Genomic DNA, 15,602 nt, shown 5'->3' with positions numbered 1-15,602 from the left:
ATTGCGTGCTGATCGCTCAATTACTGATGGTGGTCATCAGAAAGAAAGCTGCCACGAAAAAATCTTTTGCTAATATGATCACCGTTATAAGATTACACCTGACAAGCTATGTTGGACTGATGGAATTTATTAAAGACACATATAAAGCATGGAGAAAAAAACACAATGCATCATCGCTTGCCTTTTCACCGTAATAAAGGAGGGGAGCTTCCCCCCATTTTGAAACAATCAAATTTTAGGCTGTAATCCTTATCAGAAAGGGATTACAGCCATTTTTAACCCGATTTTTGTCGGACAATAATGATTTTTTTTATTTAACTGTGCAACTTTTTTCATGCCCGTACGTCTTTAGAAAAAACATGGTATGAAAAAAGTTGCTATAGTTTTATGTCTGAGTCTTATTGCTGCACTTTTTGTAGTGGGCAAGGGGCAACTGACAGGACAATACTCTATTTCCGCTTGCAACCCAGATGAATTACCTATATATTTGATTGGACCCGGATATTTACAACCTACTCCTTCTACTCCCTCAAATGATTACTGTGATGTGGCTGAACGAGAACATATACCATTTGGAGTACTGAAAACGGTGGTAAAAAGCGCTATAGGATTATATCAACAAACCCAGGGATCATATTAAGGTACCCAATCAATTAGCACCAGTTTTTTTTAAGGTTTTTTGTTTTTGAGAAAATTTTATCTAGGAATCTAGTATGAAAAAGATCGTCGTATCTATTGGCTTTGCCATTTGCTGCGTATTGCATGTATTTGCCCAGCAAAACCCTACAGGAAAGATCACATTAAAAGTCACGGACCCCGATGGTAAACCCTTGCCATTCACTACAATCATGCTTAAAGCTGTTAAGGATTCTGTACTTGTAAAAGGTGAGTTAACCACCGAAACAGGAGATTGCAGGTTCGAGAAAATTAAAGACGGACATTACTTTATCCAGGTTTCGCAGGTAGGCTACGCCACCCAGCTCGTTCCGGCCTTTCGTGTTGATGCATCTCACCGCAGCATTGATGTTGGAACATTAAAGTTAACTGCCGCAGGCAAAAACCTGCAGGCTGTGAATGTGACCGCAACTAAACCATACATAGAAAGCTCTCCTGGCAAAACAGTACTGAATGTAGAAAACAGCGTGACGGCAGCGGGCAACACCGCCCTGGACCTGCTTCGCCGCGCGCCCGGAGTACAGGTAGACAATAACGAGAACGTAACTTTAAAAGGCCAGAGCGTTACCGTAATGATAGACGGTAAATTAACCTACCTGAGCGGCGAACAACTCACCAACCTGTTAAAAACATTGCCCGGCGAAAGCATTGCAAACATTGAGATTATCACCAGTCCTTCCGCTAAATACGACGCTGCCGGTAATGGTGGTATCATCAACATTAAAACAAAGAAAGGAAAGATGACCGGAGTAAATGGCAACATCAGCGCTACCCTTACACAAGCTAAATACGGCAGGTACGGCATTTCCGGCAACTTCAACTGGAGAACCGAAAAATTCAACCTCTTCGGAAACTTCGATCAGGGTATTTATCCAAGAATGGTGACACGCGAATACGACAGGCTGATAAACAATAATGATGGCACGACATCCGCTTTAGACCAGGATGTTTTCCAACGGAATAAATTCAAGAACAATTATCTCAAACTGGGCCTGGATTATTTTCTGACAGAAAAACATACCATCGGCGTACTGGCAAGCGGATACAAGAATGGCTTCAGCAACCAGATATACAGCCAGACCTACCTCGGAAGGCCCATGAAAGCCGCCGATTCCATATTGCATTCCATCACCACCAACAATAACAAATTCGATAACATTACGCTGAACCTGAACTATAAAGGCGTACTGGATACGGCCGGCGGACGCGAGATCACTTTCGACGCCGATTACGCACAATTCAATAATCACCGCATCCTGAGGCTTAACGACAGCATGTATGATACGCATACCAGCCTTTACAGGAACAACAATCATATCCAGAACTTTTCCAACGCCCAGATCATTATCAAAAGTTTAAAAACAGATATCTCCTGGCCTTTAACCAAGAATGCAAAGATCGAAGGAGGAATGAAAGTCAGCTTTGTTACTACCAGGAACAATTCCCAATTCGACTCTTTACTCAACGGTAAATACACCACGGTTCCGGGCTTAAGCGATGAGTTCACTTACCAGGAAAATATTTATGCCGCCTATACATCTTACAAACAACAGATCAATAAAACAGGTATCCAGTTAGGGCTGAGAGTTGAAAACACCTCCTCTCTCGGCCGCTCCTACTCTACCAACACGGAAGTGAAAAGGTCGTACACCGACTTCTTCCCTAACCTGTCGATAGAACAAGTGTTGAATCCTAAAAACAAACTGACATTAGTTTTAAGCCGCAGGATAGAACGTCCTAGCTACAGCCAGTTAAACCCCTTCATGTTCTACCTGGATAAATACACTTACGGGAAAGGCAACCCTTACTTAAAACCGCAATACAGCAATATTGCAGAGATAGGATATACCTTCAAGGAAAAGTATATTGCAACGCTCAGGTATACACGAACAACAGATATGATGGAGGAGTTTATTTACATAGACGAAAAGACAAATGCCTCTGTCAGCACTGAAAGGAACTACGATAACACGGATATCTACAGCGTATTGTTCACGCTGCCGTTCCAGGTAACGAAGTGGTGGGAAAACACCAATAACATCGATATTTCCTATAACAAGTTCAGGTTTGCAGATCTGAATGACCAGCCTTATACTTTAACCAATATCAACTACTATATCAACACAACCAATACCATTACTTTACCAAAAGATATGAAGCTGGAAGTTACCGGCTATTACAACTCTCCTTTTGTATACAGCATCTTCAGGGGCTATGCCCAGTATAACATGAATGTTGGTTTGCAGAAACAGTTCTGGAATAAGAATGCTACCGTAAAAGTGAGCTATAACAATATCCTGCGCAATGAGTCGTACAGGGGCGCTGCCGAATATGGCAATATGCGTTTAGGTATTTTCAACACCTGGCAATTCAGGACCTTTAATCTTTACTTCTCTTACCGCTTCGGCAGCACGACCATCAAGGCCGCGAGAGAACGGAAGGCTAACGAGGAACTTAACAGGGCAGGATCCTGAAATCAGTATTTCCTTAACACTGCATAGATACCGGTCCACATACGATGGCCGGTATCATTTTTTTCAGATATGCGTACCCTTTATATACCCCTCCAGGCTGTTAATGATCTGGCGCTGATCGTCGATAATATATTTCACTACGTCGCCAATGGATATGAGGCCGATTAACCGGTTCTTATCATCGATCACCGGCAGATGACGAATATGTTTATCTGTCATCAATTCCATGCAGGCTTCGATAGAATCCTCTTCCGATACAGTGAAAGGATTTTCTGTCATGATCTCCCGGATCAGTGTTTCTTTGGAAGTACGTCCTTTAAGCATTACGCGCCGTGCATAGTCGCGCTCTGAAAAGATACCCAGTACATTGTTTTGGTCGTCTGTTACTGTCAGGGCGCCAATGTTATGGTCTACCAACTGCTGTAACGCTTCATAAACTGTGTTGTCAGGTTTAATGGAGTAAACTGCATGTCCCTTCACCTGCAGGATGTTACGAACTTTTCCCATTGCGAGGTATTTAAGAGAGTAAATAATGAAAAACCACCATTCTGAAGATACGTAAATTCGCGGAATTTTCCACGCGGATGTTTCACGCAGAGGCGCAAAGGAATTTTTGATCGGAGCGAATTTTAAGACCGCAAAGAAGCGGAGATTAATTTAATGAAAATGTTTCACGCAGAGGCGCAAAGGAATTTTTGATCGGAGCGAATTTTAAGACCGCAAAGAAGCGGAGATTAGTTTTGTTGTATAACTTAATCTCCGCTTCTTTGCGGTCTTAAAATTCGCTCCGATCAAAAATTCCTTTGCGCCTCTGCGTGAAACATTTTCATTAAATTAATCTCCGCTTCTTTGCGGTCTTAAAATTCGCTCCGATCAAAAATTCCTTTGCGCCTCTGCGTGAAACTATAAATGTGGTTCGCCGGTGACGGAAGCCGGAGTAGTTTGATGCAGGTCGAAGATGAGGATCTCGTTGCTGCCTTTCCTGAGCCAGGTGGCGGGGCAGTATAAGCGTTGCTGGGGGCCTATTTGCCAGTAACGGCCCAGGTTATGGCCGTTCACCCATACGATGCCTTTTTGGTAAGCCGACATGTCTATATAGGTATCTCCGGTTTTGTCGAGGTTGAAACTGGCTTTAAAGTACTGACCTGGTTTGTCTGAATGGGTAGCCGACGCCGTTAGCGACTGCACGGAGGCTTCATTCATTGGTAAACTGTACATTTCCCAGTTCATCAGCGTCATCCCGTTCAATACTACCCTGTCGGTTATTCCTTTCCTGTCTATCATGGCCTCTGCAAAATTAATGCGGCCCATTCCTTCTACCAGGATTTCCAGCTCGGGGTCCTTTACATTGCTGGTTGGGATTTCGATGGTCTTCTCTCCCAACCTCCTGTCTAATTTCCCGATGTATTGCCCATTGAGGAAGACGGTAGCGTAATCGTGCAGGTCTTTGATCGTAAGCTTGCCGCTTTTATGACCGATCAGTTTGGTTTTATATAACATGAACCCGTAGTCCTGCCCTACTGCTTCGAAAGGTTTAGGCTGCGGTACACTTACAGCCGCCGGCAGGTGATCCCATACGGAAGTAAACACAGTTGGCGTAAAGGCGGGGATGCTGATTGTTGGAATAGCGGCAGGAACAGGAGGCAATTTTTTTCCTTTAGGCAGGTAGCTGGCCAACAGCTGCCTGAGGGCCATATACTTTGGAGTGGCCGCTCCCTGTTCGTTGATCGGCGCATCGTAATCATAGCTGGTTACATCCGGCTCATACCCTTTGCCGCCCGAATTAGCGCCGGCTGTAAAGCCAAAGTTGGTTCCTCCGTGTATGACGTAGAGGTTAAAAGAGCGTTTGGTGTCCATAAGGAATTTGACTTCCTTTACTATGCCGTCGATGCCTGGCCGTTGCCAGTTTTCGCCCCAGTGGGTAAGCCAACCGGGGTAAGTTTCACTGCTGAAAGAAGGGACATTCGGGTTTTGTTTCCTGGCCGCCTCAAAGTCTGCTTCCGAACTGCCGGAATCCAGCCCTATAGCTGCGCCAGGTACTCCTCCTGCCTCCAGCATATAAGCCGTGGCCCCATCTGCAGTGTAGAACGGAACATTGATCCCGTTTTCTACCCACAGATCTTTCAGCGTGTTGAGATAAGTTTTATCGTTACCGTAGCTTCCATATTCGTTCTCTATCTGCACCATTACGATGGGGCCGCCATTCGTTACCAGCAAAGGTTTTACTTCCTTAGCCAAGGCTGTCACATACCGTTTTACCGCTTCCATATAACGGTGATCCATACACCGCACTTTTATATCCGGTATTTGCAGCAGGTAAGGCGGCAGGCCTCCGAACTCCCATTCTGCGCAGACATAAGGACCGGGGCGCAGCAACACCCACATTCCTTCCTGCTGGGCAAGGCGGATAAATTCGGCGATATCGCGGTTCTCTGAGCTGAAATCGAACTGCCCTTTTACCGGCTCGTGGTAGTTCCAGAAAACATAGGCCGCAATAGTATTGCAGCCCATTGCTTTGGCCATTTGTATGCGATGGCGCCAGTATTCTTTGGGTATCCTTGCAGGATGCATTTCCCCGCTGATCATCTGGAAGGGTTTATTATCCAATAAAAAAGCAGTTGGAGAAAGGGAGAAAGAGTGGCGGTTCTGCGCCTGTAACGGAGTTGCGAACCAGCAGCAAAGCGCCAGTCCACTTGTCAAGAGGATCTTTTTCATTGTTCAACTGTTGTTCGTAGCGTTCAATTTACGCTTTATTCCTGAATATCATTACGGCGGGCCGTTCTGACCAGCCAGCCGTAATGATAACGTATTATATATTACCTTTCTTCAGTTCGGAAACTGCGTGATCGCATGCCCTGGCTGTTAACGCCATGTAGGTAATAGAAGGATTTACACAGGAAGAAGAGGTCATGCAGGCGCCATCAGTAACAAATACATTTTTGGCAGCATGCACCTGGTTAAATTCATTCAATACGGAGGTTTTAGGATCGCGGCCCATCCTGGCTGTTCCCATTTCGTGGATACAGTGGCCCGGAGGCGGCATATCGTCGTACCCGTGTACGTTCTTCAACCCTGCAGCTTCCAGCATTTCCACTGCGCTGGCCATCATATCCTTGCGCATAGCAAGTTCATTTTCCCTGAATTCGCAGTCGATGTCTAATGTTGGCAGGCCGTATCTATCTTTCTTGTTATGATTCAGCGATACCTTGTTTTCGTAGTATGGCAGGTGTTCGCCCCAGGAGCCAATTCCCATGCTCCATTTGCCGGGTTGGGTCTGCGCTTCTTTCAGCTGCACGCCGATCCCTTCCCAGCTGGTACCACGACCGCGGCCTGCGCCGCCCTGGTAACCGAATCCGCGCACATAATCCGAACGTTTCGTTTGTTCGTTTACGTTACGGAAGCGGGGAATATAAATACCATTAGGTCTTCTTCCGCTGTTGTAATACTGGTCTTCGAACCCTTCATATTCCCCTGATGCGCCAACGCCGAAGTGGTGATCCATCAGGTTGTGGCCAAGTTGTCCGCTATCGTTTCCAAACCCGTTAGGGAAGCGGTCAGACACGGAGTTGAGCATGATCCAGGAAGTACCCAGTGTAGAAGCATTGAGGAAGATGATATTGGCGTAGTATTCTACCGTTTGCAAGGTATGTGCATCCATTACCCTTACGCCGGTAGCTTTGCTTTTATCTTTATCGTACAACACTTCCAGTACAATAGAATCAGGACGCAGGGTGAGGTTACCGGTTTTCGCGGCTGCCGGCAAGGTTACCCCATTGCTGCTGAAATAGCCGGTAAACGGGCATCCCCTGGCGCAAAGACTGCGGTACTGGCAAGGTCCACGACCATTATGTTCTTTGGTAACATGCGCTGCCCGGCCTATAGTGAGGATACGGTCTTTGTATTGCTCTTTTATCCGTTGAGCTACATGTTTTTCCAGGCAATTCATTTCCATTGCCGGCATGAATACGCCATCGGGCAGTTGAGGCAGTCCTTCGGCCTGCCCGCTTACGCCAATGTATCTTTCCACGTATTCGTACCAGGGAGCGATGTCTTTATACCTGATAGGCCAGTCAACTCCGTGCCCGTCTTTTGCGTTAGCGGTAAAATCCAGGTCGCTCCACCTGTATACCTGCCTGCCCCACATGAGGGAACGGCCGCCTACGTGATACCCGCGCAACCAGTTGAATGGTTTTATTTCATTGTAAGGGTTTTCCCTGTCGTTCACCCAAAACTGCTGGGTAGCTTCATCAAAAGCGTAGCAGCGGCTCTGGATAGGGTGATCTTCCCTCATTTTGTTGGTATGTTCCAGGTGATGGGCAAACTCCCACGGCGCTTTCATAGCCGTTGTGTAGTCTTTGATATGCTCTACGTTACGCCCTCTTTCCAGTACAAGGGTTTTCAGGCCTTTTTCGCAAAGCTCTTTGGCCGCCCAGCCTCCACTAATACCGGAGCCTACGACGATCGCATCGTAGGTATTTTCCTTTTCGGCCTTGATGTTAAGATTCATGTTGCGGTGTTTTGTTTCTCCCAAAGGAGTGGGGTTTCACGCAAAGACGCAAAGGAATTTTTGACCGAAGCGAATTTTAAGACCGCAAAGGAGCGGAGATTAGTTTTGTTGTATAACATGATCTCCGCTCCTTTGCGGTCTTAAAATTCGCTTCGGTCAAAAATTCCTTTGCGTCTTTGCGTGAAACATTCTCATTAGATATTTCCTTTCTTCATTTCTTTTACGGCATAGTCTACAGCTCTCGCTGTGAGGGCCATATAAGTAAGAGAAGGGTTCACGCAGGCGGCGGAAGTCATACAAGCGCCGTCTGTTACGAATACGTTCTTCACGCTATGCATCTGGTTAAACCCGTTCAGGATAGAAGTTTTAGGATCTCTACCCATCCTGGCGGTACCCATTTCATGGATAGCCATACCGGGGTATGAACCGTTATCGTATGTTTTTACATTTTTGATACCGGCAGCTTCCAGCATTTCTGCAGCGTCGTTCATCATATCTACCCTCATTTTCTTTTCATTTTCCTTGAACTCTGCGTCGAATTTCAATACTGGCAGTCCCCATGCGTCCTTCACTGAGTTGTCGAGTGTTACCACGTTGTCTTCGTATGGCAAACATTCGCCGAAGCCGCCCAGGCCGATGCTCCAGTTGCCCGGTTCCTGCAGCATTTCTTTGAAGTCTTTACCTACGCCCATTTCAGCGATACCGCGGCTCCAACCCTGGCGGCTGGCGCCTCCCTGGTAGCCGAATCCACGGAGATAATCGCGTTTATCTGACCCGATGTTGCGGTAACGAGGTACATAGATACCGTTGGCACGGCGACCGAAATAATATTTATCGTCGTATCCTTCTGCCGTTCCTGAAGCGCCTGTGCGGAAGTGGTGATCCATCAGGTATTTACCCAATACGCCACTATCGTTACCCAGGCCGTTAGGGAAACGGGAAGAGATAGAGTTCAGCATAACAAAAGTAGAACCCAGCGTAGAGCCATTGATAAAGATGAGCTTCGCGTAGTATTCTATTTCCTGCTTGGTGTTTTTGTCTATTACCTTTACGCCTGTTGCTCTTCCTTTCTGATCGTCGTAGATCACGGAAGCTACAATAGAATCAGGGCGGAGTGTCAGGTTGCCGGTTGCCATGGCAGCTGGCAGGGTTGATGATTGGGTGCTGAAGTAAGCGCCAAACGGACAACCGCGGCTGCAAAGGTTACGGTACTGGCATTTTTCGCGGCCAGGCAGTGGTTGCGTGATGTTCGCAACACGGCCCATGGTAATGATACGGCCTTTGAACTTGGATTCAACGCTTTTCTTTACGTCTTTTTCCACGCAGTTCATTTCCATTGCCGGCATAAACTGGCCATCAGGGAGCTGTGGCAGGTTTTCCTTAGATCCGCTGATACCAACAAATTTTTCAACGTAGTCGTACCATGGCGCAATATCCTTGTAGCGGATAGGCCAGTCAACAGCGATACCATCTTTCAGGTTAGCTTCAAAATCTATATCGCTCCATCTGTATGACTGACGGCCCCACATGATGGATTTACCGCCTACGATATCCGGCCGGTACCAGTCGAAGCGTTTTACTTCGTTATATGGACTTTGAGAGTCGTTGATCCAGTATTTTTCGTTGTGCTCACTGTAGGGATAGTCCCTGCTCAGCTTAGGGTGAGTTTCGCGTTGTTCAACGGTGATACGGCCGCGGTGAGGGAATTCCCATGGGTCTTTGGTCGCAGTTTCGTAGTCTTTCACATGCTCCAGTTTTTTACCCCTGTCGAGCATGAGCACTTTCAATCCTTTTTCTGTAAGCTCTTTAGCAGCCCATCCGCCGCTGACACCAGAACCGATTACGATCGCGTCGTAAGTGTTCTGTTCCTGTGCTTTTATATTCAGGTTCATGAAATATCGGTTTAAAGATAAAAAGATAGGGTTGGCAGGTTGATGGTCATATTATACCGCCCAGGCTTTTTCGCCTTTGGTATATGGGATACAACCTTCGTATTTACCAGGTACTGCTACATAGCGCAATGCTTTGGTAGCTCCAGGTTCTGACGTGAAATACCCCAGCAGGGTCAGTTCTTTCAGATACTGGAAGTAGTGGGTAGGATCTCCTTCTTTTTTATCTTTACGTTTGTTATAGTCGACACGCTCCTGCTCTACCTTGGTCAGCAGTTCGGTGCGTTGTTCAGGAGTAATATCCATGAACCCTTTCTTGAATTGCTGGCGGCTCGCCTCATCGATCTTTTTGAGTCCTTCGAGGAAGTTCTGCTGATCTTCTTTCTTGTAGCAATCATTCATCATCGTAATAATGAAATCTTCTACTTTGGCATCTTTAGCACCGGGAGTATTCGTTTTTGGAATAATGGTTTCCGCTATTTCTGCCAATAAAGATTTGGTTTCCGGCTTGTTCAATTCATAATTTTTCGGCGCGGAAGTACAGCTCTCCAAAGCTGACAACGTGGAAGCGGAAATGGCGGTTCCCAAAAGGATGGCCACATTCCGTATGGCTTCTCTTCTATGCATAATATAGTTTATTGTGATTTGACCTGGAAAACAAGGTAAGAAAAAAATTCACTAAAATCCAAGATTATTTCGCGGAGGTTTCACGCAAAGGCGCAAAGGGGCATAAGAAGCATAAGATATTGTCTTAAGGAAAATAAGAAAGCAAAGGGAGCGGAGATTGTATAATAACACAATCTTCGCTCCCTTTGCTTTCTTAAAATTCGCTTCGGTTAAAAATTCCTTATGCTTCTTATGCCCCTTTGCGCCTTTGCGTGAAACCTCCGTGCAACACTACATCACGTATTTGCCTTTTTCGTCGACGAGGACGACAGGGAGGCGGTGATGTTTCTCGAAATAGTCGTAGGCGGTCCGGAGCTCCGACCAGAACTGCTTGGAGCTGGGATCAGTGAGGGTGAATGTTCCCAGGTAGTTCATTGACCCGGTGTTATTGAACTTAACCGGGAAAACGTGCACTGGTATGAAGTCCTGGCCTGCGTTCTTGGCGTTTACGGCCAGGATGTATACTTCGTCAATAAATTCGTCGGTGAGCGGAATACAGCCAACAGTGATACAGTTACCATGGATGTAGATATCGCCTCCCGGGCTTTTAGGATCGCTCAGGATGCGGTCCGAAAAGTTCGGATAATTGATACCCAGTGATAAATGGTAGTTACTGTTCGGGTTAAAATCGTTGATATAATAGAAGCCTTCCGGTACCTGCCTGTCGCCTTCCTTCCTTTTCGGACCCATTTTGCCTGAGAGGGTACATACCCTGTAGCTTTTAAAGAGGCGGAAAGTATCGGAAGGGTTGTTTTTCACCCAGATCTCCATTTCGCTGTCCAGTTTAAAAGAGCGAACAAAGATGTACCTGGCGGGGTAAGTCAATCCCTTCTTCTCAAACTCTTTTTTCAAAAGTTCCTCTTTCTCACGGTAGGCCTCTCCCACTTTCGGGAACATCTTTTGGTTCTCTAAAAATGATTGCTGGGCAAATAAATCACCAGCGCCTAACAAAAGCAGAACAAATACAACAAGTCGCTTCATACACAATTACAACAAAATTTTAATTACACCAGGTTCGTATATGCGAGGAAAAATAATACAAATGCAAAAATAAAATATATAGCCATACCAACCTTCCTGTTGGCAATTTTTAATATATAATGTTTATGCCCTTGGTAAATAAGTATAGCAGTAAATGCCTGAAAAATTCCCCCCAACAAAAACAGTATCCCGAACAGTGTCTGTATACTCATAAAAAACGGAACAATATTTTTAAATATTGTTGTAAAGTTAAGTGTTTATTCGCTTACTGTAGCTTTATCCATTCCAGTTTTACGACACTTCCGTCTAACCCCGCGTTCAGCGTAGCTTTCACCGGGAACTTCCCTGCATTGTAAGCATAGCTCCAGGTGTTGGTGATCACGCTCGACGAATTGGCAGATGCAATGGTTTCAGATAACACGTTATGGGCAGACAGGCTGGCCACACCCGCGTCCAGGATCAACGCCAGGTCGCGCTGCTGGGATGGGTTTTGTTTGTTATCGTAGGTGAAAGCTGTGGTAGAAGTATTTATCAGCTTGTTGTATCCCGGCTGTTTTCCAAAAGTGTGGGCTTCGGTCACATTTCCTTCCTTATCCCAGCTAAGTTCCTGGTAACCATCCTGCTGTAATTTTCCTGACGCTGCGTTAAGATGGGAAAAATAACGGGTAGCCAGCTGTCCATCAGCGTTGTAAACCAGCGAATCTACCGATACCAGGGCTGCCTGGCGGTAAGACAATACCTTCAGCAATTTGCCGTCGGCCTGGTATTCGAAAGACCTGTACAATTCGCCGTCCTGACCGGCAGCATTGGCCAACAGTGTTTTAACGATCCGGCCATTTTCATACACCGGAAGCTGGGAAACCGTGTATTCGTCATTGTTTTGCCCGTGAACCTGGAGAATACTGCGGATGGTCCTGTCCGGGTTGTATTCTACCAGCGTTTTACCGGCCGGGGAAATGATCTTTGAAAGATAAGTTTCAAAACTGCTGCCGTTGTTGAAGGCAGAAAAAATGGTGAATGATGCAGCCAATGAGGCATAGATCACTCCATGAGTGAGAAATCTGCGTAGCATAGGTTCTAAAATATTAAAAAATAAACAATTATATAACTTTAAATAAAAAGCTGGCAAGCTATGGCATCCGAACATATATACGGATAAGGATTTACCAGGGATCTATGTTAATGATGGATTAACATACAACGCAGATTTATAATTTATATTTTTTTAATATAAATAAAAAATGGGGCATCTCGTTGCCGAGAATGCCCCTAAGCAGGCTGAAAAAGTTGTAACCTTTCAGCGTTGGGATTCCAAATTGTTAATTATTTTATAAGTTACCTCTCAGGGCCTGTTCCCGTTCAATTGACTCAAACAGCGCCTTGAAGTTCCCTTTACCAAATGACTGGGCCCCTTTACGCTGGATGATCTCAAAAAATACCGTCGGACGGTCCTGGATCGGTTTGGTGAAAATCTGGAGCAGGTAGCCTTCATCATCCCGGTCTACCAATATGCCGAGTTTCTCCAGCGCCTTTACTTCTTCATCTATATTCCCCACCCTGTCTAACAATGTTTCATAATAAGTGGTAGGCACTTTCAGGAATTCTACTCCCCTGTTCTGCAACTCGGTAACGGTCTGGATAATATTATTGGTAGCAATGGCCACATGCTGAACGCCCGGACCTCCATAGAAATCCAGGTATTCTTCGATCTGTGATTTCTTTTTGCCTTCAGCCGGCTCGTTGATAGGGAATTTCACCCGTCCGTTGCCGTTGCTCATTACCTTACTCATCAGGGCTGAGTATTCTGTGGAGATGTCGTTATCATCAAAGGAAATGAGGTTCCTGAATCCCATTACCCGTTCGTAGAACTCTACCCAGGTGTTCATTTCGTTCCATCCTACGTTACCTACACAGTGATCCACATACTGCAGGCCGGTATCAGCGGGCTTGTAGTCGGTTGCCCATTCTTTATACCCCGGCAGGAAAGGACCATTGTAGTTCTTACGCTCTACGAAGAGGTGAACGGTGTCGCCATAGGTATGGATACCGCTTCTTACCACTTCTCCGTATTCATCTTTTTCTACTGTGGGCTCCAAATAAGGAGTAGCGCCCCGTTTCACCGTTTCTTCGAAAGCGGCGCGGGCATCGTCGACCCAGAGGGCCAGCACCTTCACTCCATCGCCATGTTTGGCCACATGCCGGGCGATCTCTGTATCCGGCAACAGGGAGGTGGTGAGAACAAAGCGTAATTTGTTTTGTACCAGCACATAGGATGCGCGGTCTCTTACCCCGGTTTCGGGGCCAGCGTAAGCAACCGACTGGAAACCGAAAGCTGTTTTATAATAATGAGCTGCCTGTTTGGCATTGCCCACGTAAAACTCCACGTAGTCGGTTCCGTTCAACGGTAAGAAATCTTGCACACCGGCATGGTTACCTGCAGTTTTTAATGCTGTTTCCATTACATTCAATTGTTTTGGTTAATAGTTGGTTGGTTTTTGATTTTCGGTTTATTCTGCCCAGCTCATCACGTACGATGCATCTTCAATTTCCAGCGCATCAGCGGTGATCTGCAGGGGATGAAATGTATCTACCATTACGGCCAGTTCTTTTGTTTCTTTTGCGCCAAGGCTTTTTTCCACCGCTCCCGGGTGCGGACCGTGCGGGATACCGGCGGGGTGCAGCGTGATCATTCCTTTTTCCACGTGTTTGCGGCTCATGAAGTCGCCATCTACATAATACAGCACCTCATCACTATCTATATTACTGTGATTATAAGGGGCCGGGATGGCCTGCGGATGGTAATCGAACAACCGCGGGCAGAAGGAGCATACAACAAAGTTGTTGCCCTCGAAGGTCTGGTGAACGGGAGGCGGCTGATGAACACGACCGGTTATCGGTTCAAAATCGTGGATCGAGAAGGCAAACGGGTATTCGCATCCATCCCACCCGATCACATCGAAGGGATGATGTTTATAATGGAGGGGATAGATAACGCCTTTCTTTTTGATCCTGATCAGGAAATCGCCTTCCTGGTCGATGGTTTCCAGGTTGGCGGGCTGGCGGATGTCGCGCTCGCAATAAGGCGAATGTTCCAGCAACTGCCCGTATTTGCTGAGGTAGCGTTTCGGGTAACGAATAGGACTAAACGACTCTACAATAAATAAACGGTTATCCGGCGTATCAAAGTGGATATGGTAGATGGTGCCGCGGGGGATCACCAGGTAATCGCCATACCCAAAGGTTAATTGACCATATTGCGTTTTCAGCACACCGGTTCCCTGGTGTACAAAGATCATTTCATCTGCGTCTGCGTTCTTGTAAAAGTAGTCTTCCATGCTGTTGCGCGGCGCGGCCAGTACAATATGGAGATCGTTGTTCACCAGTACCGGTTTCCTGCTTTCCAGGAAATCGCTGACCGGTTGAATGTTGAATCCCATAAAGCTCCGGTGTTTCAGCATCTTTTCTTCTGCCACTTTCGGGGCAACAGAGTAAGGTTCATCTACTTTAACAATTTCGGTGGGCGGGTGACAATGATACAGGAGGGTGGAATTACTTGAAAAACCTTCCGTGGAAAAGAGTTGTTCAGAATAAAGAGTTCCATCCGGTTTACGAAACTGGGTGTGTCGCTTATGCGGTATCTGTCCGAGTTTATGATAATGTGGCATATCGGATGTTTTTTAAATAGATTGTCTGGTGTATGATTTAATTGCTTAGTGTATGATCCAATTGTTCTGGTGTATAGTTGAATGATCGAATCGGTGTATGATCAAATCAATAACAAGTTTGCCAACAACAATGATGTATGCCTGGAAAAATTCCTGTTGTAACCTGGCTGAAATGCAGCAAATATTGCACCCGCACCTGGTAAACAACTAGTAAGAAAAAATGGAAATAATAAGGATGGGTTATGCCAAAGCCGAATCCATGGCAAGCGTTGCCATGAGGAAGTAGTAGTTAAGCTGACTATTGCTTGTATATTTCAGAGAAATGGACAAGTGGCTGATGTTTAGGCAACTAAGGTAGGAGAATATTCCGGAATATTAAAATTTTAATAGTTGCGTATAAAAAAGCAGGCTAAAAAACAGGAAATTGTCATTATATTGTCACCAAACAAATATTACTCGATTCAACCCTTCTCTGTAAAACTTTCAAAAATCTTCATTTTATAAATATATTTTCAATAAAACACCATATAAACGATATATTTTCAAATAAACACCAGGCAAAATGAAAGATTTCAAAAAATGCTCACTGCGCTTTTATTTACCGGTGTAATTTTAGACTTTTGTTACACAATCGTCATATTTCAATAGTGAAACCGTTATTTACATATCATTTTCCAGCCATTACCGTTCCCACAACGGCTAACACGGCCACTATTGCCACAACGTCTACCATTACAATTACCCC

11 protein-coding genes and 1 pseudogene are annotated in these 15,602 nt (G+C 45.7%); 3 read left to right on the top strand and 9 right to left on the bottom strand.

Translation table 11 applies throughout. The features are described from left to right. The 3 genes and pseudogenes from BLV62_RS28510 to BLV62_RS05225 all read left to right on the top strand — a co-directional run. Nucleotides 1-194 (top strand): annotated as a pseudogene (locus tag BLV62_RS28510) (hypothetical protein); the annotation flags it as partial. A gap of 170 nt (nucleotides 195-364) precedes the next feature. Next, nucleotides 365-640 (top strand): hypothetical protein, encoded by a 276-nt coding sequence (locus tag BLV62_RS05230; protein WP_089759391.1) that lies wholly within the window; start codon nucleotides 365-367, stop codon nucleotides 638-640. Nucleotides 641-713: 73 nt separating this feature from the next. After that, a complete protein-coding gene (locus BLV62_RS05225) occupies nucleotides 714-3,149 on the top strand; it encodes an outer membrane beta-barrel protein (RefSeq protein WP_089759388.1) in 2,436 nt (811 codons plus the stop codon). A 63-nt stretch (nucleotides 3,150-3,212) separates the two neighbouring features. Here the strand turns inward: BLV62_RS05225 and BLV62_RS05220 are convergent, their stop codons facing one another. The 9 genes from BLV62_RS05220 to BLV62_RS05175 all read right to left on the bottom strand — a co-directional run bounded on the left by BLV62_RS05220 (nucleotide 3,213) and on the right by BLV62_RS05175 (nucleotide 14,857). Further along, entirely contained in the window at nucleotides 3,213-3,656 is a 444-nt protein-coding gene (locus BLV62_RS05220) for a CBS domain-containing protein (RefSeq protein ID WP_089759386.1), read from the bottom strand. A 396-nt stretch (nucleotides 3,657-4,052) separates the two neighbouring features. After that, nucleotides 4,053-5,864 carry a glycoside hydrolase family 35 protein gene (locus tag BLV62_RS05215; protein ID WP_089759384.1) on the bottom strand — a complete coding sequence of 604 codons (1,812 nt, stop codon included), beginning with the start codon at nucleotides 5,862-5,864 and terminating at the stop codon, nucleotides 4,053-4,055. 94 nt (nucleotides 5,865-5,958) lie between these two features. Further along, nucleotides 5,959-7,656 carry a GMC oxidoreductase gene (locus BLV62_RS05210; RefSeq protein WP_089759426.1) on the bottom strand — a complete coding sequence of 566 codons (1,698 nt, stop codon included), beginning with the start codon at nucleotides 7,654-7,656 and terminating at the stop codon, nucleotides 5,959-5,961. Nucleotides 7,657-7,850: 194 nt separating this feature from the next. Then, nucleotides 7,851-9,548 carry a GMC oxidoreductase gene (locus BLV62_RS05205; RefSeq protein WP_089759383.1) on the bottom strand — a complete coding sequence of 566 codons (1,698 nt, stop codon included), beginning with the start codon at nucleotides 9,546-9,548 and terminating at the stop codon, nucleotides 7,851-7,853. A 51-nt stretch (nucleotides 9,549-9,599) separates the two neighbouring features. Then, nucleotides 9,600-10,172, bottom strand: a complete 573-nt coding sequence (locus tag BLV62_RS05200; RefSeq protein ID WP_089759381.1) for a gluconate 2-dehydrogenase subunit 3 family protein — start codon at nucleotides 10,170-10,172, stop codon at nucleotides 9,600-9,602. Between the two features lie 270 nt (nucleotides 10,173-10,442). Continuing rightward, the gene (locus BLV62_RS05195) at nucleotides 10,443-11,192 is read right to left on the bottom strand and encodes a L,D-transpeptidase family protein (RefSeq protein ID WP_089759379.1); all 750 of its coding nucleotides are present in this window, start codon (nucleotides 11,190-11,192) and stop codon (nucleotides 10,443-10,445) included. A gap of 265 nt (nucleotides 11,193-11,457) precedes the next feature. Beyond that, entirely contained in the window at nucleotides 11,458-12,264 is an 807-nt protein-coding gene (locus tag BLV62_RS05185) for a hypothetical protein (RefSeq protein ID WP_139169940.1), read from the bottom strand. A 256-nt stretch (nucleotides 12,265-12,520) separates the two neighbouring features. Continuing rightward, nucleotides 12,521-13,651, bottom strand: coding sequence for a 4-hydroxyphenylpyruvate dioxygenase (gene hppD / locus BLV62_RS05180; protein ID WP_089759373.1), 1,131 nt, complete (start codon nucleotides 13,649-13,651; stop codon nucleotides 12,521-12,523). A 48-nt stretch (nucleotides 13,652-13,699) separates the two neighbouring features. Further along, nucleotides 13,700-14,857, bottom strand: a complete 1,158-nt coding sequence (locus BLV62_RS05175) for a homogentisate 1,2-dioxygenase (protein WP_089759371.1) — start codon at nucleotides 14,855-14,857, stop codon at nucleotides 13,700-13,702. Nucleotides 14,858-15,602: the final 745 nt, after the last annotated feature.

Source organism: Chitinophaga terrae (ex Kim and Jung 2007), assembly GCF_900107795.1.
In the GTDB taxonomy this organism is placed as follows: Bacteria; Bacteroidota; Bacteroidia; order Chitinophagales; family Chitinophagaceae; genus Chitinophaga; species Chitinophaga terrae.
The sequence above is the reverse complement of the archived record's forward strand: the minus strand, read 5'-3'. Positions and strand labels throughout refer to the sequence as shown.

Bases quoted from the DNA above. Each gene is read 5' to 3' on its own strand.
- hppD (WP_089759373.1), bottom strand. From the start codon at position 13,651: ATGGAAACAGCATTAAAAACTGCAGGTAACCATGCCGGTGTGCAAGAT.
- BLV62_RS05185 (WP_139169940.1), bottom strand. From the start codon at position 12,264: ATGCTACGCAGATTTCTCACTCATGGAGTGATCTATGCCTCATTGGCT.
- BLV62_RS05200 (WP_089759381.1), bottom strand. From the start codon at position 10,172: ATGCATAGAAGAGAAGCCATACGGAATGTGGCCATCCTTTTGGGAACC.
- BLV62_RS05210 (WP_089759426.1), bottom strand. From the start codon at position 7,656: ATGAATCTTAACATCAAGGCCGAAAAGGAAAATACCTACGATGCGATC.
- BLV62_RS05225 (WP_089759388.1), top strand. From the start codon at position 714: ATGAAAAAGATCGTCGTATCTATTGGCTTTGCCATTTGCTGCGTATTG.
- BLV62_RS05195 (WP_089759379.1), bottom strand. From the start codon at position 11,192: ATGAAGCGACTTGTTGTATTTGTTCTGCTTTTGTTAGGCGCTGGTGAT.
- BLV62_RS05215 (WP_089759384.1), bottom strand. From the start codon at position 5,864: ATGAAAAAGATCCTCTTGACAAGTGGACTGGCGCTTTGCTGCTGGTTC.
- BLV62_RS05205 (WP_089759383.1), bottom strand. From the start codon at position 9,548: ATGAACCTGAATATAAAAGCACAGGAACAGAACACTTACGACGCGATC.
- BLV62_RS05175 (WP_089759371.1), bottom strand. From the start codon at position 14,857: ATGCCACATTATCATAAACTCGGACAGATACCGCATAAGCGACACACC.
- BLV62_RS05220 (WP_089759386.1), bottom strand. From the start codon at position 3,656: ATGGGAAAAGTTCGTAACATCCTGCAGGTGAAGGGACATGCAGTTTAC.
- BLV62_RS05230 (WP_089759391.1), top strand. From the start codon at position 365: ATGAAAAAAGTTGCTATAGTTTTATGTCTGAGTCTTATTGCTGCACTT.